At 39.3% G+C, this 24,365-nt stretch carries 18 protein-coding genes; 9 read left to right on the plus strand and 9 right to left on the minus strand.

Going from position 1 to position 24,365, the window contains the following annotated elements; genetic code table 11:
• Nucleotides 1–173: 173 nt before the first annotated feature.
• Nucleotides 174–539 carry a DUF4870 domain-containing protein gene (locus H5090_RS14475; RefSeq protein ID WP_182696051.1) on the minus strand — a complete coding sequence of 122 codons (366 nt, stop codon included), beginning with the start codon at nucleotides 537–539 and terminating at the stop codon, nucleotides 174–176.
• Nucleotides 540–724: 185 nt separating this feature from the next.
• Between H5090_RS14475 and H5090_RS14480 the strand changes: the two genes are divergently transcribed.
• The 4 genes from H5090_RS14480 (at nucleotide 725) to H5090_RS14495 (ending at nucleotide 4,457) form a co-directional block, all read left to right on the plus strand.
• Nucleotides 725–1,426, plus strand: coding sequence for a spondin domain-containing protein (locus H5090_RS14480; protein WP_165722689.1), 702 nt, complete (start codon nucleotides 725–727; stop codon nucleotides 1,424–1,426).
• Nucleotides 1,427–1,436: 10 nt separating this feature from the next.
• Nucleotides 1,437–2,171, plus strand: a complete 735-nt coding sequence (locus H5090_RS14485) for a spondin domain-containing protein (protein WP_024607274.1) — start codon at nucleotides 1,437–1,439, stop codon at nucleotides 2,169–2,171.
• Nucleotides 2,172–2,233: 62 nt separating this feature from the next.
• Nucleotides 2,234–2,959: a response regulator transcription factor gene (locus H5090_RS14490; RefSeq protein WP_007580488.1), complete on the plus strand. Its 726-nt coding sequence runs from the start codon at nucleotides 2,234–2,236 to the stop codon at nucleotides 2,957–2,959.
• Between the two features lie 10 nt (nucleotides 2,960–2,969).
• The gene (locus H5090_RS14495; RefSeq protein ID WP_182696052.1) at nucleotides 2,970–4,457 is read left to right on the plus strand and encodes a cell wall metabolism sensor histidine kinase WalK; all 1,488 of its coding nucleotides are present in this window, start codon (nucleotides 2,970–2,972) and stop codon (nucleotides 4,455–4,457) included.
• A 42-nt stretch (nucleotides 4,458–4,499) separates the two neighbouring features.
• Here H5090_RS14495 and H5090_RS14500 read toward each other — a convergent pair whose 3' ends face one another.
• Nucleotides 4,500–6,674 (minus strand): S9 family peptidase, encoded by a 2,175-nt coding sequence (locus H5090_RS14500; protein WP_182696053.1) that lies wholly within the window; start codon nucleotides 6,672–6,674, stop codon nucleotides 4,500–4,502.
• A gap of 191 nt (nucleotides 6,675–6,865) precedes the next feature.
• Here H5090_RS14500 and H5090_RS14505 point away from each other — a divergent pair, with 191 nt between their 5' ends.
• Together H5090_RS14505 and H5090_RS14510 are read left to right on the plus strand one after the other, a co-directional pair.
• Entirely contained in the window at nucleotides 6,866–7,336 is a 471-nt protein-coding gene (locus H5090_RS14505) for a DUF2721 domain-containing protein (RefSeq protein ID WP_007377300.1), read from the plus strand.
• A 92-nt stretch (nucleotides 7,337–7,428) separates the two neighbouring features.
• Complete coding sequence (locus H5090_RS14510; RefSeq protein WP_024595584.1) at nucleotides 7,429–7,881, plus strand: cytochrome c; 453 nt, start codon at nucleotides 7,429–7,431, stop codon at nucleotides 7,879–7,881.
• A 113-nt stretch (nucleotides 7,882–7,994) separates the two neighbouring features.
• Here the strand turns inward: H5090_RS14510 and H5090_RS14515 are convergent, their stop codons facing one another.
• Entirely contained in the window at nucleotides 7,995–11,150 is a 3,156-nt protein-coding gene (locus tag H5090_RS14515) for an efflux RND transporter permease subunit (RefSeq protein WP_182696054.1), read from the minus strand.
• A 14-nt stretch (nucleotides 11,151–11,164) separates the two neighbouring features.
• Nucleotides 11,165–12,343: an efflux RND transporter periplasmic adaptor subunit gene (locus H5090_RS14520; RefSeq protein WP_182696055.1), complete on the minus strand. Its 1,179-nt coding sequence runs from the start codon at nucleotides 12,341–12,343 to the stop codon at nucleotides 11,165–11,167.
• A 288-nt stretch (nucleotides 12,344–12,631) separates the two neighbouring features.
• Between H5090_RS14520 and H5090_RS14525 the strand changes: the two genes are divergently transcribed.
• Entirely contained in the window at nucleotides 12,632–15,139 is a 2,508-nt protein-coding gene (locus H5090_RS14525; protein ID WP_182696056.1) for a zinc-dependent metalloprotease, read from the plus strand.
• Between the two features lie 67 nt (nucleotides 15,140–15,206).
• Here H5090_RS14525 and H5090_RS14530 read toward each other — a convergent pair whose 3' ends face one another.
• Nucleotides 15,207–15,995: a PhzF family phenazine biosynthesis protein gene (locus H5090_RS14530; protein WP_182696057.1), complete on the minus strand. Its 789-nt coding sequence runs from the start codon at nucleotides 15,993–15,995 to the stop codon at nucleotides 15,207–15,209.
• Between the two features lie 72 nt (nucleotides 15,996–16,067).
• Nucleotides 16,068–16,682 carry a PQ-loop repeat-containing protein gene (locus tag H5090_RS14535; protein ID WP_033013459.1) on the minus strand — a complete coding sequence of 205 codons (615 nt, stop codon included), beginning with the start codon at nucleotides 16,680–16,682 and terminating at the stop codon, nucleotides 16,068–16,070.
• Nucleotides 16,683–16,972: 290 nt separating this feature from the next.
• On the opposite strand from H5090_RS14535, the gene H5090_RS14540 reads away from it, so the two are divergent.
• Both H5090_RS14540 and H5090_RS14545 read left to right on the plus strand, forming a co-directional pair.
• Entirely contained in the window at nucleotides 16,973–18,106 is a 1,134-nt protein-coding gene (locus H5090_RS14540; RefSeq protein ID WP_024605420.1) for a PepSY domain-containing protein, read from the plus strand.
• Nucleotides 18,107–18,155: 49 nt separating this feature from the next.
• On the plus strand, nucleotides 18,156–19,316 hold the full coding sequence (locus H5090_RS14545; RefSeq protein ID WP_024596092.1) for a lipopolysaccharide assembly protein LapB: 1,161 nt from the start codon (nucleotides 18,156–18,158) through the stop codon (nucleotides 19,314–19,316).
• Nucleotides 19,317–19,332: 16 nt separating this feature from the next.
• Here H5090_RS14545 and H5090_RS14550 read toward each other — a convergent pair whose 3' ends face one another.
• From H5090_RS14550 to H5090_RS14560, 3 genes are all read right to left on the minus strand, one after another.
• Nucleotides 19,333–22,149 (minus strand): PD40 domain-containing protein, encoded by a 2,817-nt coding sequence (locus H5090_RS14550; RefSeq protein ID WP_182696058.1) that lies wholly within the window; start codon nucleotides 22,147–22,149, stop codon nucleotides 19,333–19,335.
• Between the two features lie 122 nt (nucleotides 22,150–22,271).
• Nucleotides 22,272–23,819 carry a PH domain-containing protein gene (locus H5090_RS14555; protein WP_182696059.1) on the minus strand — a complete coding sequence of 516 codons (1,548 nt, stop codon included), beginning with the start codon at nucleotides 23,817–23,819 and terminating at the stop codon, nucleotides 22,272–22,274.
• Entirely contained in the window at nucleotides 23,812–24,345 is a 534-nt protein-coding gene (locus tag H5090_RS14560) for a PH domain-containing protein (protein WP_182696060.1), read from the minus strand. Before H5090_RS14560 ends, H5090_RS14555 begins: the two co-directional genes overlap by 8 nt.
• Nucleotides 24,346–24,365: the final 20 nt, after the last annotated feature.

The raw sequence follows: 24,365 nt of genomic DNA on the forward strand, positions 1-24,365 counted from the left end.
ATTTTATTAAAAACATGATCATTCTAGCGTATTAAATAACTCACTAACTACGTTAAAAATTATTTATATAGAACAACTATGTATCATAATTTTAGCCTTGTTATTGAGCTATTTTCTTATCGCTACAATAGGTCACTAATTTAATGCAATTGGTATAAAAATAAACTGTGTGTTTATTTTATCAAATTTAAACTAAACGGGTAATTAAACTCTTTACCTTCGTTAGCTTTAATACTTGCCATTACAACCATTACAAACCCAAAAATTGCCACTATAGGTAGTAATATTAAGCCGATTGCTACAAACATCAGTACAAAACAAACTACATATGCAATTGCCATCGTTATTTGAAAGTTAAGCGCCTTTTTACCGTGCACGTCAACAATTGGCATTTCATCTCTTTTAATTAACCACACAATTAATGGCCCAATTATTGAGCCAAACGGCACAACAAACCCAGCAAGCGCACTTAAATGGCATAACATAGCCCACGTACGGTCATCTTTATTAACTGGTTCAACCTGTTGATTTTCTTCCATAACACTCTCCTTTTTGTTTTATGTATGTTGCCTCTTAACTAAACAAATGTCTACAAATCAACCAACGTATTTATGTTTAAAAATCACAGCGTGCAATCTTGTGATAAAAAAGTGATAAGTTTGTGAGGGTTTCTGGAGACGATTATTCAATACTTAACTCGAATCATCACTTACAGGAAATAATAATGAAAACTTCTACATTAACAATCGCAATTCTTTTAGCGGCAGCTAGCCAATCGACTATGGCCGCAGAATTAGACCTAAAAGTTACTAACCTAACCAAGGGTATTCACTTTACTCCACTGTTAATTACAGCACACAACAGCGAAGACACACTATTTGAAGTAGCAACGCAAGCATCTACAGCATTACAAACAATGGCTGAAGGCGGTAATATTGCAGAGCTAGTTGCACAAGCAACTGCAGCGGGCAGTGATATGGCTGCAAATCCAGCTGAAGGTTTACTTGCACCAGCCGCATCTACAACGGCAACACTTACCACTATCGACGGTAACGAGTACCTATCATTAACTGCAATGATGCTACCAACTAATGATGGCTTTGTAGGCTTAAACAGCTGGAAAATCCCAACAGAAGCGGGTACTTACACAATTAATTTAAATGCTTACGATGCAGGCACAGAACAAAACAATGAGCTTGTAGTTGAAGGCTCTGGTGCACCAGGTACCCCAGGTATTCCTGCGGCTCCAGGTGGCGACGCTGGCACTGGCGGTACAGGTATATTAAGTGGTGATACAAATACAAGCATCCATATTCACCCAGGTAGCTTAGGTGATGACGATTTAGAAGCGGGTAATAGCGATTTAAGTAATACAGTACACAGATGGTTAAACCCAGTAGCACAATTAACCGTTACAGTTAAGTAGGAGCATAATTATGTCGTCTGCTAACAACCTTAAAAAAAGTCTACTAGTGCTTGCACTTGCAACCACACTTGCAGCGTGTAGCGATAATGATAACGACCCAGTTGTTGAAGAGCCGGTCGTTGTTGAGCCAATTGTTGTAGAACCTGTGATCAGTGAGTTTACTATTACTTTTAGTAACTTAACTGCAGGACAGCCTTTGTCACCACTCTCTGTCATTGCTTTTGAAGATGAAGCACCTTGGACCTTCGGTACAACAGCTTCTGTTGGCTTAGAAATGCTTGCAGAAAGCGGTGCAAATGAAGAATACCTCAGCTACGAAAGTGCACTTGCTGCAGTTTCAGCTGAAGGTGCTATTGGCCCTGGTGAAACCACCACAGTAATCATTACTGTTGAAGAGCAAGAAACGCTTAATTTGTCATTTGCTGCCATGCTTGGGAATACAAATGATGCTTTTACCGGTCTTAGTTCTTTAGATGTATCAACATTAGAAGTTGGCGGTTCGTTATCACGCACAACGACTGCTTATGATGCGGGTACGGAAGCAAATACAGAAACAGCTGAAACTGTGCCAGGTCCTGCCGCTAGCGGTGAAGGGTTTAACGAAATACGTGACGATACAGCCGATATAATAACGATGCATCCAGGCATTGTTTCAAATCAAGATGGATTATCTACATCAGCACTTGGTGTTGAACATAAGTTTGATAACCCAGTATCGAAAATAGTAATTACGCGCACGCAGTAACGTTCCAGCTTGTAATGGGGAAGTAAGGGAGCACGGATGCCCCCCTTTTTACGAGGTAATACATGCGTCACGAAAAAATATTAGTAGTAGAAGATGACAGAGAAATAGGTAAGTTAATTACCACGCAGCTAACGTCGCTTAACTTACATGTTGATCATGTTGTAAGCGCAGAACTAGCCTTAAAAAAAATAGCTAAGCATCCCTACGGACTTATTTTACTAGATATAAACTTACCGCAAATGGATGGTTTGAGTTTGTGCCGAAAAATAAAAGAGCATTACCCTACTACCTCCGTTATTTTACTCACCGCGCTGAGTAGCGATATGGACAGAGTTATTGGCCTTGAAATGGGCGCTGATGATTATATTTGTAAGCCATTTTTTGCACGCGAATTACAAGCCAGAGTAAAAACCCAATTACGCCACAGAGCACAGCTACTCGCTAGCCAAAATAACGACAACTCTCCCGTTGATAGCGAACAAACACTAAATGTAGGCTCACTCAATATAGAATTTAGTTCGCACCAAGTGTATTTAGGCAAACAAGCCCTTAACCTTACAGCCACCGAATTTGATTTACTCGTTTACTTTGCACGCCATCCTAATCATGTTTTTAGTCGCCAACAATTACTCGATAAAGTATGGGGATATCAACACAGTGGTTACGAGCACACGGTTAATTCACATATAAACCGCTTACGTGCCAAGCTAGAAGAACACCAACAAGCGCCTATCATCGAAACAGTTTGGGGTGTTGGTTACAAACTAAACCCTAGCCAACTCAATTAAGACACCTATTATGAAATTATCTTTGTATCAAAAATTAGCTATATCGCTCGTCGTAATTTTTTGTTTTATTTGTGCCCTAGTTTACGGTTGGAGCAAGCAATTAGAACTGACTTCAAAGCACCATGCAGAACAAAATTTACATTTGGCGCTTGCCGAGCATTTAGTACAAGATAATCCATTAATAAAAGAAGGTGTTTACGACTATAAAGCGCTTGAAAACCTATTTCATACCTTAATGTTATTAGGCCCGGCGTTTGAATTTTATTTTGTAGACGAAACCGGAAAAATTCTTACTTACTCAGCAAAGCCGGGTAAAGTTAAACGCACGCATATTAGTTTAACGCCTTTAAAAAGGCTGATTAACGACCCAAGCGCTGCCCCTATTTATGGTGATAATCCTCGTAATAAAGAGCAACAAAAAATATTTTCAGCCGCGCCAGTATTTAATCAAGATAAGCTACAAGGTTATTTATATGTAATTATTGGTGGTGAGGCTTACGATACCTCACTAAGCACTGTAAAAAATAATGATAAGTTATGGCTAGCCGCTTTATGGCTTGGCTCTGCACTCGCATTTTTATTTATTGCGATGCTAATTTTACTACGTTTTTTTACCAACCCAATTCAGCGCTTAGCACGCGATGTTAGTAATATTGAAGCCGCTAACTACAGCCTTACCGACACCAAGCTAAGTAACTATTCAACGCAAAAAAGTAACGAAGTGCATAGTTTAGGGCGAAGTATTCAAGCCATGCTAACGCGTATTAATGAGCAGTTTAAAGCGCTTGAACAAGGCGATAAACAACGCAAAGAGTTACTAACTCACTTATCGCACGACCTACGTACACCACTTGCCTCCTTGCAGGGGTTTTTAGAAGTATTAAATCAGTCAGGCGAGCAGCTAAGTAAAAAAGAGCAGCAAGAATACTTGCAGGTATCGCTTAATAATTGTGGGCAATTAAAGCTACTCATAGAGCAAATATTTGAGCTTGCTCACTTAGAAAATGGCGAAATAAGTATAAATAAAGAAACCTTTAATTTAGGTGAGCTTATTTACGATTGCATGGCAAAATTTAGTTTAGCCGTTGATAAAAAAGGCATTAGTTTGTCGGTAGAACCTGCGATTTGTGATTTTCCTGTGGTTGCCGATATAGCTAAATTAGAGCGCGTGTTAAGTAACTTAATTGATAATGCAATTAGGCATACCCCTCACGGCGGCAGCATTGCAGTACATGTAAAACGCAGTGACGATAATCAACTATTTGTGCATGTATCAGACACGGGCGTAGGCATAAAAGAAGATGAGCTGAATGCTATTTTTGATCCGCACTACCAAGCAAGTAATTCTAATAAAGAAGGGCGCCAGCAAGGTGGTTTAGGATTGGCTATTTGCAGAGGGTTATTAAAACTGATGGATAGCGAAATTTACGTACAAAGTGAAATTGGTAAAGGCACTATGTTTAGCTTTAACTTGCCACAAAAAAAGGTGCTTTCTTAAAAAGCACCTTACATTTTTGTTTATTTTAAATATATAAATTAATTACTTTTTAATACCCGCTAAATCAAGCATAAATGCATAGTTTAGCGCGGTATCTTCTAAGCGCTTAAAGCGACCCGATGCGCCGCCGTGCCCTGCTTCCATATCTATTTTAAACAGTAACTTATTGTCATCAGTTTTATAGTCACGCAGCTTAGCAACCCATTTTGCAGGTTCAAAGTATTGAACTTGTGAATCGTGCAAGCCAGTCGTTACCAACATATTAGGATATGCTTGCTTAGATACTTGGTCGTATGGCGAGTAAGACAGCATGTAATCGTAATACGCTTTTTCGTTCGGATTACCCCACTCGCCGTATTCATTTGTTGTAAGCGGAATGCTCGCATCAAGCATCGTTGTTACTACATCTACAAACGGTACCGCAGCAACCATGCCTTTATAAAGCTCAGGCGCTTGGTTTGCTACTGCGCCCATTAATAAGCCACCAGCACTGCCACCTAACGCAAATATTTCATCTTTTGCGCCATACTTTTGAGAAACCAATGCTTTAGTTACATCAACAAAGTCATTAAACGTATTCTTTTTAGTGAGTAGCTTGCCGTCTTCGTACCAAGGACGACCTAGCATTTGCGAGCCACGTACATGGGCAATTGCAAATACAAAGCCACGGTCAAGTAAACTCAAACGCGTGCTTGAAAAAGTAGGATCCATGGTTGCGCCATAAGAGCCGTAACCGTATTGCAGTAGCGGGTTAGTACCATCTTTTTTAAACGCATCTTTTCGGTAAACTAAGCTTACCGGTACTTTTATGCCATCACGTGCTGTTACAAAAATACGCTCTGAGGCGTAATTATCAGCATCAAAATCACCTAATACAGCTTGCTGTTTAAGTAGTTTTTTATCGCCAGTCGCTAAATCTACATCGTACGATGAGCTTGGTGTAGTCATGCTTGTGTAATAAACACGTAACGTGCTGCTATCTATATCGTTATTACCATAAGTACCAATTGTATAAGCGCTATCGTTAAAGCTCAGTGGTAACTCTTTACCTGTTTTTAAATCACGCGCAATCAACTTTGATTGGCCCATTTCACGCTCTTGGTAAACTAAGTAGTCATTAAATAAATCAATGCCTTCGAGTTTAATATCATCGCGCGCTGGGATCACACTTTGCCAATTTGCTTTGTCACCAGCTTTATCAATATCCACTTTCATCAGCTGAAAATTTACAGCATCTAAGTTAGTTACAATGTAGTAAGTATTTCCTAGCTTCGAAATTTCATATTCAAGCCCTGCTTCGCGCTCAATTAAGCGTTTAGGCATTGCCTTAGTATCATCAGCACTTAGTACCGATACGCCTGATGCTGCTGTGCTGCTGTGCCAAATATAAATTTCTGACTCATCTTTGCTTTTACTCATACCCATGTAGTAACTGGTATCAGTTTCTTCGTAAATTAGCTCATCATCAGCTTGTGGTGTACCTAATGTATGACGATAAACTTGATAACCTAATAAAGTTTGTAAATCTTTTTTAATGTAATAAACCGTTTTATTATCGTTTGCCCAAACTATACCGCCGTTGGTGCCCTCAAGTGTATCTTCGAGTAATTTACCGGTTGTTAAATCTTTTATTTTTATACTATAAATACGACGGCTAACAGTATCTTCCCCATAAGCCATTAAATTGCCATTCGGGCTTACATTTAAGCCACTTACTGCATAATAATCATGGCCTTTCGCAAGCTCATTTACATCTAAAATAACTTGCTGATCGGTACCTGCAAAATCGCTGCTGCGTAAGTAAGTAGTGTACTCGTTATCGCCACGTGTTTGCGTTGAGTAAAAATAATCACCGTTTTTAACTGGGACTGAATCATCGTCTTTTTGGATACGCCCTTTTAGCTCTTCAAACAATTCACTTTGCAGCGTTTTGGTATGTGCAAGCATTGCATCTGTGTATGTATTTTCAGCTTCTAAATAGTTAATCACCTCTGGCGCTTTACGTTCGTCATCACGTAACCAATAGTAATTATCTACACGTGTGTCACCATGAATAGTCATCTCATGAGGCACTTTTTTAGCAACTGGGGCAATAGCTTGGGCTACTTGAACCGTTTTAACTTGTGTATTATTTTTTTTGGTTTCTTCAGGGGCTTGATTACAGCCACTTAAAATAGCTAGCGATAATGCAGCAAGTGCGAATGGAATACGTTTCATCAGTCAAAGTCCTTGTTGGTTTTTATTTTTTTATTAAGTAATTAAATATACCTAAAAATAACCTGTGTTGTGATTTACTTTGTGAAGCTATGTAAAGTAAATCAACGTAATTCCTCTTTTCTTAATAAGCCTACATCAGGTACTCTGTAGATATATAAGTCATTTTCAAGCTCAACTGATTAAGGGTAGGAATGAATAACGAAGTAATAAATATTTTAACTATGGCTAAAGTAATTCAAACAGCTGTTGCCCCAGTATTCTTGATCACGGGTATTGCCGCTACTTTAGGTGTTTTATCTAATCGTTTGGCACGTATTACCGATAGGGCACGTCAGTTAGAACGCAGATTAAAAGTAAGTACTGACGAGGACTTTAATAAATCACTCGCTACAGAGCTGCGCGCTCTTTTAAAGCGTTCTCGATGTATTCATATTGCTTTTAGTTTAAGTGTATTAAGCGCATTACTTGTATGCGCTGTGGTTATGTTGTTATTTTTATCGCACATTCAATCTATAAACTTAGGCGTGACTATTGCTTGTTGTTTTGTAGCAGCAATGGCATTACTCATATGTGCATTTATGTCGTTACTTGGTGAGGTATTCTTAGCAACTAGAAGCATGCGTCGCGGGATGATATTTGCAGATATTGATATAAACGATTAAGTTTTAGTTAAATCTATCGTATTCACTTGAATAAATACGATGTTAGATACAAGATACCGAATTAAGAATTACAATTTTCAACAGGGGCAAACATGAAATTAAAAAAAGTATTAGCAACAATAGCACTGGCAACGTGTGCATTTAGCGTATCGGCAAATTCTGCATTTAAAGAGCCAAGTGACGCGATTGAATACCGCCAAGCAGCGTTTTCAATGATCTCAGTACAAATTGGTGACATGGGCGCAATGCTAAAAGGTAAAGTACCTTTTGACGCAGAGCAATTTAAAAAGCGTGCTAACAACGCAGCTGCACTTTCAAAAATGCCATGGGAAGCGTTTTACGAAGGAACAGATAAAGGCGACACAGCTGCACTTGCTGCTGTTTGGTCTGAAAACGATACTTTTATGAAAAAAGCAACTGCATTCCAACAGTACGCAGATGAACTAGCAGTAGCGGCTCAATCAGGCGATAAGGCCGTAATTGGTAAAGCTTTTGGCGCATGGGCTAAAGGCTGTAAAGATTGCCATAAGCAATTTAAAGATTAATTATTGTTGTTTTAATACTTAATGTAGTAACAACAAATGATAAAAAGCACTGAATGGTTAATCATTCAGTGCTTTTTGTACCCGGCATTTAAGCCCGTATGTTATTTATTGAGCTAAACCTTCTGTGGGCGACGTTTAAATACAGTCCTAATCCCACCCAAAATGCGTGTAAACACCTTACCAATATCACTTAATATAATGTACAAGCATGGCACTAATATAAGTGTTATTAATGTTGCAAACATCACTGCAAAACCAAGCGCTACCGCCATAGGTATTACAAACTTAGCCTGCAGGCTTGTTTCAAACATAATGGGCAATACACCTGCAAATGTAGTAATTGAAGTAAGTAATATAGGTCTGAATCGAGCACAACCGGCATCTATTACAGCATTTTTAATACTAACACCTGTTTTACGGGCTTGATTCACATAATCGGTCATAACGAGTGAGTCGTTTATAACCACCCCTGCTGCTGCAATAATACCAAAGCCAGACATTAAAGTTATATCCAAACCAAACCAGTAATGCCCCCATATTGCTCCCGTTAAGCTAAATGGAATCACCGACATAACAATAAGTGGTTGCGCATAACTCTTAAGGGGTACGGCTAATAAAATATACACCAAAATCATACCGCCGAAGAAAAACATCTTCTGCTGATTAGCCTGATCTTGTTGCTCTTCAATGGCGCCACCTAGTTCTGACTTAACACTTGGATACTCTTCTTTAAGTTGTGGTAGTAGCTTTTCTTTAATTTGATCTACAACTTCGTTTGGCTCAATCACTTCTTCATCTATGTTTCCATAAACATACACAGTACGATAGCCCCCTTCCCGGCGGATATAACTAATGCCTGGTGTTTCAGTAAGTTCAACTACATCACCAAGCAGTACTTCACGGCCCTGCGGGGTAGTAACAACCGCATGCTTAAGTGACGAAAATGCCTCTCGAGTCAGTTTAGGGTAACGCACCATTACACGTACTTCCTCGCCTCGGCGAATAACACGTTGAGCCTCACCACCGTAAAAGCTTGCCCCAACTTGATTTGCAATAGAAGCTAAGTCTAAATCTAAATCGTAAGCGACCGGTTTTAGGCTCATTTGCACTTCTTTACTTGCAGGATCTATTGTTGAGCTAATATCAAACAAACCTTCTTGCTGTTGCAGCAACTCTATAAAACGACGTCCTGCATTATTTAATGTATCAATATCAGAGCCATATAATAAATAACCAAATTCGCCGTCACTGCTCCCTCCATTTACATCATCATAAATGGTTAATGATTTAACACCGGCAATATCGGGCATCGCCTCGCGCCAACGTCGTGATAATTCAAACGCGTTATAAGGCCTTATACTTTCATCAACAAGGGGAACAAGCACTTGTGCTTCAGTTCGCCCTTGGTTAAATACTAAAATATCTCTTATGAGTTTTTGACCATATTTGCGTTCGGTATCTTCATCAATCGCAATCACCATCGCTTCTATTTCACGAATAGCATTTATTGTTTGTATGTCTGATACATTGTCATTCATTTCTAGATTTATTTGCGGGTAGTCATGCGGGATCTTTGGCATAAACCCGGTACGAACTTGATTTGATGAGATTAAAGCAAAGGTTACGATTAATAGAGCAATAAATGAAAATAGCACTGACCAACGCCATTCAACACAACGTATAACAAAGCGTTTATATGGGCCATTTACAAAACCAAAAAATCGCGTATTAAACCGATCTCGCCAGCCCCCCTCTTTTATTGGTGAAAAATGAGTGTGAGCAATATGGGCAGGCAATATCAACTTTGATTCAATCAAACTAAATACCAAGCACAGCATTACCACCACAGCTATACCATAAAAGAAGGCACTTTCTGGGCCTGTAGATAACGTAAATGGAGCAAATACTGCAATGGTAGTTAGTACACCAAAAGTTGCAGGGGTTGCTACGCGTTTTGCGCCATTAACCACATTAACAACACCGCCGCCTTTTTTCTCTATTTCGGTGTAGGCACTTTCGCCTATGACAATGGCATCGTCCACCACAATCCCTAGCACCATAATAAAAGCAAAAAGTGATAAAATATTAATGGTTACACCAAACAGTGGCATCATCATCATTGCGCCCAAAAAGCACACTGGTAAACCAATCATTACCCATAATGCCAACTTAAAGCGTAAAAAGATTGATAGCATAATTGCAACCAAAACAGCACCCTGAATAAGGTTTGTAACCATCATGTCTAAGCGAGCATTTAAGTAGTACGTCATATCCATTAATGGCTCTAAGCGAACCCCCAGTGGTAGCTCTTTATTTTTTAATTCTATAAATGCTTTTACTGAATCAGCAACTGGGATAATACTTTGCTCTTCGGTCGCTTTCACCGATATATAAACCGCATTTTCACCATTGAATTTAAAGTAACGCTCACCTTCAGTGAACTGATCTTTAATCACGGCAATATCTTGCAGTAACACTTTAGCGCCATTAGCCCCTATTTTTACCGGTATTTGCCTAAATTCTTCACCAGAGTAAAACTGATTTTCGACGCGAACAGAAATAACACCTGCGTCTGTTTTTAGCTGCCCCGCCGAAAAGTTAGCTGAGTAACGACGCACTGCATTCATTACATCACTAAGGGTTAGGTTATATTGACGCAGCGTATCGGGTTCGATTTCAATTGCTATTTCATCAAGAGGAACATCGTTTACCACTAACGACACGTTAGATAGCTGTAGTAACTCATCCTCTATTTGGTTTGCTATAGGCTTAAGCTCAGTAAGCGGCAAGTCAGCAACGAGCGTCATACCTATAACATCTTGCCTAAACTCAACCTGACTTATGGTGACCGGTTCCATACCGGCAGGAAACGTTGCTATACCATCAACCCGTAACTTAACTTTATCGAGTATATCGGTCAGCTCTACATCAGTATTAATTTCAAGACTTGCTCTACCGCCATTTCTAAATGCCCTGTACACACCTTTTTTAATTTCGGTCACATCTTTTAGCGACTCTTCAATTTTTATAAGTATGCTTTCTTCTATTTCCTGAGGAGAGGCACCGGGGTAATTAGCCTCAATATTAATGTAGTTAATCTCTACATTAGGAAACATTTGGCGTTGGATATTTAGAAAGCTAATAATTCCCATCACCACAATAAAAATCATCATTAGGTTGGCAGCAACGGAGTTATTAGCGAAGTAAGCAATAATACCGGTTTGTTTTTCAGCGTTAGGCGCTGTATTTGGTAGTTCAGTGTTACTCATAACTCAGCCTACCTTTATAATTTTTCAGTGGAAGCATTTTCAAGTGCCTCTGTATTTTTAGTATTTTGAAGGCCCGCAATTTTTACAGCCATGCCTTTTTGCGGATATTCTGGCAAAGTAATCACCAACTTATCATCTGCTTGCAAACCATCACTGATGTAAAAGTACTCACCCTCTTCACGAATAACTGTGACTTTGCGCGGCTCAAGTTGCTGCTCTTCATTAACGATCCATACGGTTTTGTTATTAACTAACTCTTGCGGTAAGCGGTAAATATTATTGAGCATTGCACCTGCAAAATTTACCTGTACGTAGCTACCAAACTTAATGGCTGGTTGTATATTCTTAAGACCGTATGGGTCTTCTATACGCACTACTAAACTGCTCATACGCGTAGCGTTATCAACAATCCCTAGATCGCGGTCAATTACACCTTCACGGGTGAAGCTGTTTAGGCCTTTTTGAATAATCGTTGCGGTAATACCTTTAATACGCTCTGGCAAAAAAACGCTATCGAACCCTGCTATAGGAATAATCACTTCAGCGGTCTCAATATTATTGAGTTCAGCAACTTGCGAACCCATAGTGACAAACTGTCCAACACCTATATTTCGGCTAATCACCAATGCGTCGTAAGGGGCTGTAACATCACAATTATCCAAATCACGTTGCGCGCGCTTTAATGCTGCTTGCGCCGACTTAACAGATGCTTGAGCACTGAGCACTTGAGGTTTACGTAAAAATAAATCTGTGCGCGCTTTACTTGGAAAGCGCTTGGCTTCGTCTTCGGCTACTTGAGCTTGAGCTTGCTCCTCTATCAAACCCGCTTGTGCGCGAGCAAGCTCGGCCTCTGCAACAAGTACTGCTGCTTCATAGTTGTCTTTTTCGATAGTGAATAAGGTTTCACCGCGAGCAACTATGCCACCGGCTACAAAATTAGGATGCCAACTTAACACCTCGCCCGACACCTGCGCCGAGAGCAGTGTATTTTCAAGAGGCTTTACTTCACCGTAGCTATTAATAATAACTTGGTGATCGTTTGCAGTCACTGGCTCAACTTGCACTGTTGGACGAGTATCAATTACTTCTTTTTTCTCTGGATCTTTTGCAATGGCATTGATTCCCATAAAGCCAACAACACCAACAATGAGCGCTACAAATGGAAAAACCCATCTAAGTGAATTTGTTTGCATATCCTATTATCCCCAAAATTCTATTAACGCCATAATACCAGAGCCATATGAAACATTAAGGTGACATTTGTAAGCAACTGTTGCAAATACATATAAACCGCTGCTATTTAGGGCTATAGAATATAACTTCACATGCAGCTCACCTCATTCGTTATATTTTGTTACAAACTTTTATTCATTAATATCAGTTTATTAGCGTTAAACACTTAAATTTCATCGCGAAGATGTGCGAAACTAAATTAATTTACGTACAGTCCAATTAAATTAACAAATATTAAAAGCCTCAAAATGAAATTAACGACCATCACCCTTGCGCTTAGCTTAGCGTTTGGCAGCCATGCATTTGCAGCCGATAAAAAAGACGAAAAAGAGTCAAAAACACTTAGCGAAATGATCAAAGGACAAACCGAATTTGCCGGTATATTTAGCCTTTATCAAGACGAAAAAACCGGTAAGCACCTTATGGTGATTAACGAATCCCAACTCAATACGCCGTTTGTGTATTTTGCGCACACTGTCGATGGCGTTACAGATGCTGGCCATTATCGTGGCTCGTACCGCGAAACTAAGTTAATTGAATTTAGAAAATACTTTGACCGTATCGATATTATTAGCAAAACACCTCGCTACAAATTTGACGAAAGTAGTGCAATTTCAAAAGCAAGTGATGCCAATATTAGTGAAGCGGTACTTGCGAGCATTAAAATAGAAAAAGAAGAAGACGGTAAAATAGCATTTAATGTAAATAAGTTATTTTTAAGCGAAGCACTTCATAAAGTATCGCCTACACCAAATCCTGCTGATAAAAACGCTAAAAAGCGCTTTAAAGTAGGTAAACTAGACGATAAAAAATCACGCATTATTAAACAGCGTCCATATCCTAATAACTTAGACGTAGTTGTTGATTACGTATTTACTAACCCAAGCCCAACGGTACGTGGCTCAAATGCAGTAAGCGACCCGCGTAGCGTATCGGTAAAAGTTCAGCACTCGTTTGTCGCTCTACCTAGCAATAACTACGCACCACGTATGGATGATGCGCGCATTGGTTATTTTACAAATCAATTTGATCAAATGACATCTACCGATTGGGCACCTTATCAAGATGTTATAAAACGCTGGGACTTACAAAAGAAAGACCCAAGTGCAGCGCTTTCAGAGCCAGTAAAACCAATTACTTGGTGGATAGAAAACACCACACCCATTGAATGGCGCGATACTATTCGTGACGCTGTTTTAACGTGGAATACCTCTTTTGAAAAAGCCGGCTTTAAAAATGCCTTAGAGGTAAAAGTACAACCAGACGATGCAGACTGGGATGCGGGCGATATCAATTACAACGTACTGCGTTGGACTTCGTCACCTAAGCCTCCATTTGGCGGATACGGGCCAGCACTTGCTAACCCATTAACAGGCGAAATACTGGGCTCAGACATTATGCTTGAGTTTGTATTTATGAAAAACCGCTGGATTTACGACACGCTTTTCACACAAGGAACAATGAGCCACGGTGAAACAACAAATACCGGCGAGCTAAATTGCTCTCTTGGGCATGAGATTCAACAAAATCTAATGCTTGCCAAAGGCCTTGCTAGCGGCGACAAAATTGAAGATAAAGAAATGCTTCGCCAAGGTTTAACGCAACTGGTACTTCACGAAGTTGGCCATACTTTAGGTCTTAACCATAATATGAAATCATCAATTTTGTGGGATGAAAAAGAAGTACACGATAAAAACAAAACCCAAGGCATAGTAACCGGTTCTGTTATGGATTATGCACCCGCTAACATTGCCCCAATTGGTGTGCAGCAAGGTGATATTTTTCAAACAAAACCTGGTCCTTACGATGATTGGGCAATTAACTATGGCTACAGCGTAGCGCTTGCAGATGAAGCTGCTGAGCAAGCTCGACTTGAAAAAATACTTGCTCGTTCAAGTGAACATGCCCTTGCCTTTGGTAACGATGCAGACGATATGCGCGCACCAGGTCGCCATATCGATCCACGTGTAATGATTGGTGATTTGTCGTCAAACCCTGCTGCCTATGGCGCAGATCGTATGGCACTAATTAATAAACTATTTACTGAGCTAAAAGATAAAGCAACGGTTAAAGGTGAGTCTTACCAACAGCTTGTTACCTCTGCTAATAGCTTATTTGGTCAGTACCGAGCTCAAGCAGGTGTTGTTTCTCGCCAGATTGGTGGCGTATACGTTGAGCGCGCTGTAGTGGGTGATACAAATGCAGATAAACCATTTACACCGGTATCGCTTGAGCGTCAAACACAAGCAATGGATATACTAGCCAAGTTTGTATTTGCACCAGATGTACTACAAAACATGCAACCTCTTTATAGCTACTTACAGCTGCAACGTCGTGGCTTTAATCACTATGGCAAAAATGAAGACCCTAAAGCACACCAAATGATTTTAGGAATGCAAAAGTCTGTACTTGCACAGTTATTACACCCAGCGGTATTACTGCGTATTTCTGACACAGCTCTGTACGGTAACGAATATAGCCTAACTCAGTTTATGGAAGATTTAACCGCCAGCATTTTCGTGAAAAGCAAAGACGCAAACTCTATTAGTCACAACTTACAAATTGAGTATGTTAACCAGTTAATTGCAATTGCTGGTCTTGGCAAAGCAAGCAAATACGATAACTTAGCTAAAACAGCAGCGTTATATCAGCTAACTCAAATAGCCGATACCAGTGTTGCTTGGGGTGCAGATACAGCAACTAAAGCGCATAAGAAATATATTGATCGCTTAATTGCAAAAGCGCTAGAAGCATAAAACCTCTATTAATTGAGTAAACCAAGGCCACAATTTACGTGGCCTTTTTTATAACTTAATTCACAGTTTAAATATAAATAGTGCCTTTTAAATACCTTACAGCATGCCCGGTCAAAGTGACGGTTGTATCATCCACTTTGCAAATTAAATGCCCGCCTCTGCTTGAAGCCTGATAAGCACTTAACGTAGTTTTATCCAATTGCTGCGCCCAGTAAGGTGCCAAGCCAGTATGAATTGAGCCCGTTACATAATCTTCATCGCCACCGCTTGCAGGCCAAAAATAACGAGATATAAAATCGTAATCATCACTAGGTGCTGTAGCCACTACATCTAGTGGATAAAGCGCTTTTAAAAGCTCGGAGTTAGTTTTTAATTCAAGTATTTGATCGGCATTTTCATAAATAGCAAAGTAAGCTTGGCGATTTTTAAGCACTTTAATCGGTTGTATAGACAAGCCATCAAGCAATTGCTGCGGTACATTTTGTACCTCAATCGGTGCTTGTTTAGGAAAGGTCATTGCAAAGCTGCCATCAGCGTTTCTATTAACGATTAGCTCGCCCACCGCATCAGCAACAAAGCGAATTTTCGATATATTATGCTCTTCACATAAAACATAGGCAGCCGCAAGTGTGGCGTGACCACAAAAGTTGATTTCCATCAACGGCGAAAACCAGCGAATAACAAAGCTTCCATCGTCTTGCAGGCAGGTAAAAGCAGTTTCAGATACGTTATTCTCAGCGCCAATCTTTAGCATTAAATCGTCACTTAACCACGATTCTAGTGGGATCACTGCCGCATAGTTACCTTTAAATAACTCATTCGTAAACGCATCAATTTGATGAATAGCTAATTGCATTGTTTAAACTTTGTAATGATTAATAGCTTAAAACTGCCATACCTAAACTAAATTAGCACTTTTATTTTTGCTTTAAGCCATTACAGGTCGCATTCTATAGTATTGCATACAACCAAATTGCACAGCATTGGTAAGCAATAGCATAATAAACATAAGTAAGTGCGCCGTGCTTGGAGCAACTGTCGTAAGCTCAACAACTAAGCCGCAAATACCAGCAATAAACTGCAAGCTAAAGTAGCGCGCGCTTAAATTACTCACATTACCCGTACGCAATGTTTTATAAGTTTGCGGCATAACACGTACCGAACTCATCACAAGACCAACATACGTTAAAGCGCTTAATACCGTTGCAGTATCAAGGCTTGAATTTAAAAGCAGTGAAAAAGGCAGTAACGAAAAACCTAGCATAGTAACCAGCTGTACACGTTCTCGTTTAGCTGCATTGAAACGTGCAAAAAAATATAAAATAAGCCCGCTTAACGCACCGGTTACAATAAATGGTAACGCAATATAATAGCGCTCAAAGAAAATATTGTAGGTTATAAAATAAAGGCTTTGTGCTAATCCAAATGTCATCATTAATAGTGACAAACCAGAGACACTACGATTTTTTCGAATTTTGTTTAGTAATGGTAAAAAACTAAAAACCAAAATAAAAGAAGACAATATAGGCAAATAATGCGCCAAAGCAACCTCGCTCGTTATATAAATGTTAATTAAAAACAGAAATAAAAACATTTAATAAACATCTGTTTTTAAAAGGCTTTTACTATGAGCGCGGCATTGTAGAGCCGCGTAAATTTAACTCAACTAAATAAGATATTCTTATTTTAGGTACTGGAAAGCTAGGTATACAAAAACCGTAGAATTAAGTTCACGGTTTACCTATTTAATAGAAAACCTACTCACAAGCTATTAAATGAAAATGATAGTTGTTATCATGCGCAAGTCATTAACTGCAATATATAAAACTATCTATGAGAAAAACTCTTTTTAAAATTCACAGTTGGATCGCTCTTATAGCTCTCATTCCCTTGATTGTTATTAGTATTACAGGGAGCGTATTAGTTTTTAAAAGTGAAATAGATGGCTTACTTATGCCAAGCAGTCACTATGTTGTAAAAGCACTGCCAGAGCGCATGCCAATCGACAAATTAATCGCAAAAACAGAGCTTGCTTACCCTGAGTATGTAGTAGGTAGTTGGGAGATATTTAACGATGATACTGCTGATCGGGTTTACTTAGTTAAACGCGGGACAGAGCAATGGTATAAGTTTCATTTAAACCAGTATACGGGTGACATTTTGTCAGAGCCTGTTGGTACCAGCCATTATTTTACTGATTGGTTTTTAGAACTGCATTACACCTTTTTACTTAACGACTTTAAAAACCTGCCAGGGCAAACAGGCACAGTACTAGGCTTCTTTTTTGCTCTGTTTTTATTGGTATTAGGTATTACAGGACTTATTATTTATCGTAAATTTTGGCAGCGCCTATTTAGTGTGCGCTGGCGTGCAACACTGCAAATTGTACTTAGCGACATTCATAAAATGACTGGGGTGATAGGGTCGCCCATCATTATTATTTTAGCTATTACAGGTGGCTACTTTAACTGGGCGGTGTGGTATCACGAAGTTATTGAACACGCTGAGGAAGAGCACTTTGTACTAACCAAAAACTTGCACAGTAGCGATATTTCGTTTCAACACATACTCGATGACAGTAAAAAGCAAATACCCACTTTTAATGGTACGTTTTTAGTTATGCCGCTCGAGCCTGACGAAAATATCACCTTATTCGGCGAAGTCGATACAAATAACCCGCTTGCGAGCGAATACGCTAATACGGTTAGCTACGATAAGCATACAGGCGAACATTTAACTAACTGGGATATTCGCGAAGTAGGCGTTGGCTGGCAAGTAATTGATAGCTTTAGAAAACTTCATTTTGGCTACTTTGCAGGGCTAATAAGTAAAATACTGTGGTGCGTAATTGGTTTGAGCCCAGTGTGGCTAGCAGGTACTGGTTTTTACTTGTGGTTTACCCGCCGTAAACGTAAAAAACAATCACAAAAAAATCGCTCAAGTAAACGCAGTACAGCAAGTGCTTGATTAAAAACCCACCACATTGTAATGTAAAATTTAACAATGGAGTGGGTTTATGATGTTTTATAAAATAGCAGTCTGTATTACTTTTTTATATTTAGTTGGATGTAACACAACCAAGGTTCACCAAGTAGAACAACAAATAGAGCTTGAACAACTATTAAACCATTCTTTGTTTAATAAACTCGACACTCCTTCTGAGTACAGTATTTTCGAGCTGCCAAATGCTGAAAAAGAAAAATTTTTAGCCTATGCCGAAAAACAAAAACAGTCTGAAATCCGTCATGACCGCATTATTTACAACTACCTCGAAAGCAACTTAGCTAACTTTAAATACCACGGCGATACACTTACTTCAGCCCAAGCCTTAAAACTTTCGCAAGGCAACTGCATTAGCTTAGCTGTTTTAACACAAAGCTATGCACAAGCTCTCGGATTAGAAACGAGCTTTCAAGAAGTAACAAGTCAGCCTGTATACGCAAAAGAAAATAATGTTGTTTATGTAGCAAGCCACTTTAGAACAAGAGTATACGCCCCAAAAGTAGAGAAAAAAGATGATAATATTGTTGAATTTTTCAGAGCGGGCACCTTAATCGACTACTTTCCTACCCGTCGCAGCTTTTATTCAAGCAGTGCAGATTATAACGATTTAGTTTCTAAGTTTTACAGTAATTTAGCCGCAACAGCGCTAGCAGACAAACAGCTGGATATTGCTTACTCACTTATTTTACAAGCAAACAAATACACTCCCAATGATCCTGAATTATTTAATATAGCGGGCGTTTTGCATCGTCGGGCAGGTGATTTACAAAGCGCTAAAAATATCTATCAAACAGCACTTAGTAATAATGAAATAAGCATTAATTTAATCAGCAACTATCAGCTTTTAGCTAAAAAATTAGGCGACAAAGAGCTTGTTAAAGAGCTCACGTCACAATTAGTTAATAAAGAAAAAGACCCATATGAATTACTAGTAATCGCTAAAAACAACTTACAAGCTGGCCATGCTCATCAGGCTAAAGCACACCTTGAGCAAGCTATTACTAAAGCGCCTTACATTGCTGAGTTATACTTGGAACTCGCAAAAGTTCGCTATCAACAAGGTAATATTAAACAAACACAAACCTTGCTTGAGAAAGCTATCGAACTAGAACGTGATAACCAAAAAATCGATGTATATCAAGCTAAGTTACTATCCTTGCAGATGGATAAGTAACTTAGCCAATTAATATTTATAGCGAATAATAAAAGCTCAGCCACGCTCGCATTTCATCCTCAAAACTGTCGCCTTCTACTCGCGACAGTCCCATATTAAATATTAAGTCATTTATACCAGCAGGCCCCATTCCAAAACTAAAATCACCTTGGTGTTTTATCCCGTAACTTTGTGCATATACGGTGCCGTCGAGTTGATGCTGCTTGTAATAAAGCCACGGCATGCCTTCTTTAAAGCTAAAGCCGCCACCGTAACCTTGATAGCGCTTTGCAGCTGCGCTATAAAAAGGCAGCTCAGATGAAAGTACATATTCACTATTTTGATGCTGATTAATAAGATTTGAGCTAAAGCCACCTAATGCAAGGCTGCTGTCATCACGTTGCTTTTGAGAAAAGTTTGCATAAAGAGGAATACCAAACGCTTTACCAAAAATTTTGGCGACTAAATCGTAACCTTGCCAACTATTACTTTTACTACTGCCATCGTACCAACTAGCATAAAGGCTTTGGCCTATTACAAAGTCTTGACGATCATATTGCCAATTTTGGGCAACGCCTAAACGCGTCCAATTTTTATGGCTTTGTTTATAATCAGTGTAATTGTAGGCAAGCTCTGGCGTTAAACTTAGCTGCCCAAATTTAACAGGGTAACTTATTGCAGCAAAACCACCACGGGCATCCATATCTGCATTTAGCCTTTGTTGATACTGGCGCGATGTATTTAAATTATAGTCAAACAGTGCAAGTTTCAGTTTTACATCAAGCGCATTATATTTTGCCTGCACATAACCACCGTGCAGTGCTCCATCGTGTAAATCAGTGCTATATCCCGCTTGCAAGTCGAGCTGTTTTAATAAATCGCTACTTTTAATGCTTAAATCTAACAAACTGGTAGAAGCCGAATAATACTGCGTCCCTAGTGCAAAAGTAGCGTGCTGCTCGAGCACGTTGTAATTTGTTTGCTGCGTTGTTTGATGCGTATATATTTTAGCTTTTGGAAGCGTATGTTCGTTTACAATGAGCAGCGGTGCTTTTTTATTAGCCGAAAATTCAGTAACTACAGTGCTGTTTATAGCTTTTGGCAATGTTTTTACATTTGGCCCATCTGCGGTTATCGAAAAATAGAGTAACGAGCCATCGGCCATTTCAATCGGGTGGGCAACGGCTTCCTGCCCTTGGGTTAACTTGGTGAGTTTTTTACTCTCTATGTTGTAGTTATAAATATCAGTAGCGCTATTTAAGCCTGCAACAAAGTAAAGTGACTCGCCATTATGGCTAAAGCTAGGCTGACTTAAATATTGATACCCGTTTGGCATAGGTACTAATTGCTGCTTATTACCACCTACGTCTTGTATATACAATTGCCAGTTTTCATTTAATGACGTTGATAAATAAGCTAATTTAGTTTCATCAGGACTGAGTATTGGGTAATCGTAAGTTGTCTCAAGGCTTTTTGTAAATAATGGTGTGGTGGTTTGCGTATTGAGATCAACCTTTACTAATTCAGAGTAGCCATCTCTTATTTGCTCGCCATACAAGGTTTCACCGTTACTGGTTACGCTAAATCGTCGTATACCAGCAAGTTTGGTAAGCTGTGTGATATATCCAGTGTCAGTGTTATAGCTAAATATATCAGACACTTTGTTATAAATACCCGACTCTTCATTGCTGTACGCATTAAAATACAACGTTGTGTTATTTACCCATTGCGGGTTTGCAATACCGGCTCGATTAATTTGATTAAGCACTTGTTTTTGTTCGCGCTTAAACACACTTGGCGCTGTATCGGGGATGTCTTGTGCATCGTTTTCGAGTAGCTCTTTTTGCGCTTTAGTAAACTCTTCTTGCGCCTTTATGTTGTCATCCGTGCTATAAATTATAAGCTTGGTATTACTCTCTTTATCTCGCTCAACAATCGCAATCTTACTACCATCTTTTGAAAGTGCTGGGTTACTTGCATATAAGTTAAGCTCAAGCCAAAGTTCACTATTAAGTAACGGCTCCCCTTGCTCTATTTGCATTGCTTTATAGGTATATTCAGCTATAAATCGGCGATATAGCTTGGCTGCACTTTGCCCAAACACACCGCTAAATGCCTCATCAAAATCACGCATTTTTACGCCTTGCATTCGCGTCCAAACACTATCGAGTGTTTGCTCTGAATAGTTTTGCTCTAGCCAATTTAAAAAGCGGCTACCCATTAAGTAAGCCATTGAGCCGCCCATAAAGCCCTGCTCGCCATTTAATTGCCCATAGGTTGGCAAAGCACCTTGCTGAGCAAATTCTCGCAGTATTGACTCTGAGTAGTTATCAAATAAACGCCCACGGCCCGTCATTTTAGACTCAATCAATGTGGCATAACCTTCGGCTACCCAGCGCGGTGTATCACTGTAAGTTAAGTCGTATAAATCCCATATGCCACGTACTTTTTGCTGCCAGTGATTGCGTGTAGGCTGTGCTAAATGCACTAAGTGAATATATTCATGCAGTACAAGTAACTGCTGCCAGCCAGCGCTGTTTGATATAACGGTGTCGGATTGTGGTGGGGTTGTAAAAAGTGCCATTACAGGATTATTTGAGGTAGGTAGCGCAAAGCCATTTGCCGCATTTAGGGGATCAAACACCACTACATCAACTGTTTTATCAAGTGTTCGGTTTTGCTGCTCAAGCACTTTGGTGCGTACTATTTCAAGCTCTGCTGCAGTTGATTTAGCAAAATCAGCATGCTCAACACTGTAGTGAATGTTGAAATGTTCGGTATGAATAGTTTGCCAATCGGCTGCAAAGATCGGTGCTGCTAGTAATAAAGCTGATGCGATAAGTGTTTTTTTCATGAGCGTCCCTAAAATAATTCCTTAATACCATCTAGGGTATTATTAAATGTCTTTCATGGGCAGTAAGAAAATGTAATAAAACATGTGAAAATGGGTATTTACACATGTTTTATTAGGGTATTTTACATCCAGCTGCGAGTATCTGACTCAATCTGCTTAATTGTAAAATCAATAATAAAGTCAGCATCTTGCTGCTTTATGTAGGGCATAAATACAAAGCCTGAAGCAAGTTGTATATACAGGCTTTTTAAGCCTGACTTTCTCATTAGGTACGTACTTATACTGCGCGCACTTTGCGCTTTATAAAGCTCAAAAACACGGTAATGAACGCCAATCATACCTTTGCGTACAACCATGTAAAATCGACCATTATCCTCATGCATGTAATAACCATAACGCTGATACGACAAAGTCACCAAGCCAGAAAACACCACTAAAACACCAAGGCTTATCAAAGTATTAATATCAGCAATAAAACAAAAGCCAAACACTAATACACTGGGTAACAGTGAATAAAAGCCTAAATTTTTATACAAAAGCGCTCGCTCTGCGCGCTTAAAAGCGAGTTTTTTACTATTAAACCACGGGTAAATCCATTGGCATACACTATCAACTTGTTCGCTATTTAATACAGGTAGTACTAACGTTTGTTTATTTTTTTTAGCCGCCACACCGGCTGCTATTCCGCCGCTACTTGCTTGTAAACACTCAACGGTAAATCGCTTTAGTAATCGCCCCATTAGGTTTTGTTTAATAACAATAGATTGCACCTTGTCCATGCTCATTGAAAGCTGATGGCGCTCTAACAAGCCAGCAATGCGTTTAAACTTTTGACCTTTAAAATAAAGCTCAAAATTATAAAAACGGATAAGCGACATAGTCACCGATAGCATTACAGCCACCAAAACTAACAAACCAATTAAGGTGATCATCGCAAAAGTAGCAGCGCTGGCCAGCATACCAAGCTCTTGTTGGTAAAAGCCTTCTACTTTCGCAATAATTTGCTTCTCTAAAAAATCAACAATTAGGTTTATAAAAGGGGCAAAAGCAGCGATTGCTAAAATAGCCATATTCGACATTAAACCAAATTTGGCTATTTCTTTATTGCTAATGCTTAGGCTGTTTTCGATAGTGTCTGTTTCGCTTTGTTCAGTATTTGGTGCTTCTTGCTGTTGCTGCGCTTTAAAATCAAATATTTGTTTACGCATTTGCTGTGCATAATCTTTAGTGACACCTGGTAAAACAACTCCTTGCGACACACTGCCAGCGGCATCAAAAATACAATTAACTAAGTTTACGGGGGTAAAATAAAACGGCTCGGCAATATTAACGTTTTGCACGCGGCCAAATTTAAGCGTAAGTCGCTCTTTTTTAAATACACCTTTGTTAAGCAATATTTCGTTGTCGCTACTAATACTAAACTTAAAATTTAAATAATATAAAAATGAGTAAACAAGTAGCAAAATTAGTGCAATACCGCCTGCAACCTGCGCCCAAAACAACTTATTTTCTACTTGAGTAACAAATACGACTAGCATGGGCAGTAAGTTTAAAAGGCCATCTTTTACAAAGCGCACACTAAAGTGCACAACAAAGTATAAAAGTGCCCAGGGCGATACTTTTTGCCAGTAAATAGGGCTGGCTTTATCTTCGATAGTTGTATTACTCATCGACTAAAGCTGCCTGAGTAGTTGCGTCGTCTTGGCGGTAGTTTTGTACAAATTGGCGCATGTTTTTACAATCATCATGGGTTAGCCCGCTAATTTGTAAATCCGCACTTACACCGCCAGCGCTAAATAATTTAATGCTCGCAAGACTAAGTTTTCGCTCTATTGGCCCTTGGTGTATTTCCATATGCTGTACACGCGCTAAAGGTAATACCGTCACTTGTTGCCAAATAACGCCTTTTTTAAAAGCAATGTCATGATTTCGCACTGCAAAACCTCGCAACCTCACACTTATTATGTTGTACGCCATAGATACGGCTACCAAAATTGGCATACCAATTAGCAAATACGTTTGTGCATTATTAGCAAAAGCTTCATTAAAATAACAAACAGCAATAAGCGCTCCAATTAGCGGTACATAAAACAGAAGCGAGCTAAGTTGTGTATGTAATAAGGCTTTATCAGCCAATGGCTTAAAGCTAATATCACTATGCTTTGGCAAATCCATTATTTGTTGATTGTTAAACACTATTTGTCCCTATTTCTGCT

The sequence above is a fragment of the Pseudoalteromonas sp. SR43-5 genome (assembly GCF_014163835.1).
GTDB classification, from domain to species: Bacteria; Pseudomonadota; Gammaproteobacteria; order Enterobacterales; family Alteromonadaceae; genus Pseudoalteromonas; species Pseudoalteromonas distincta.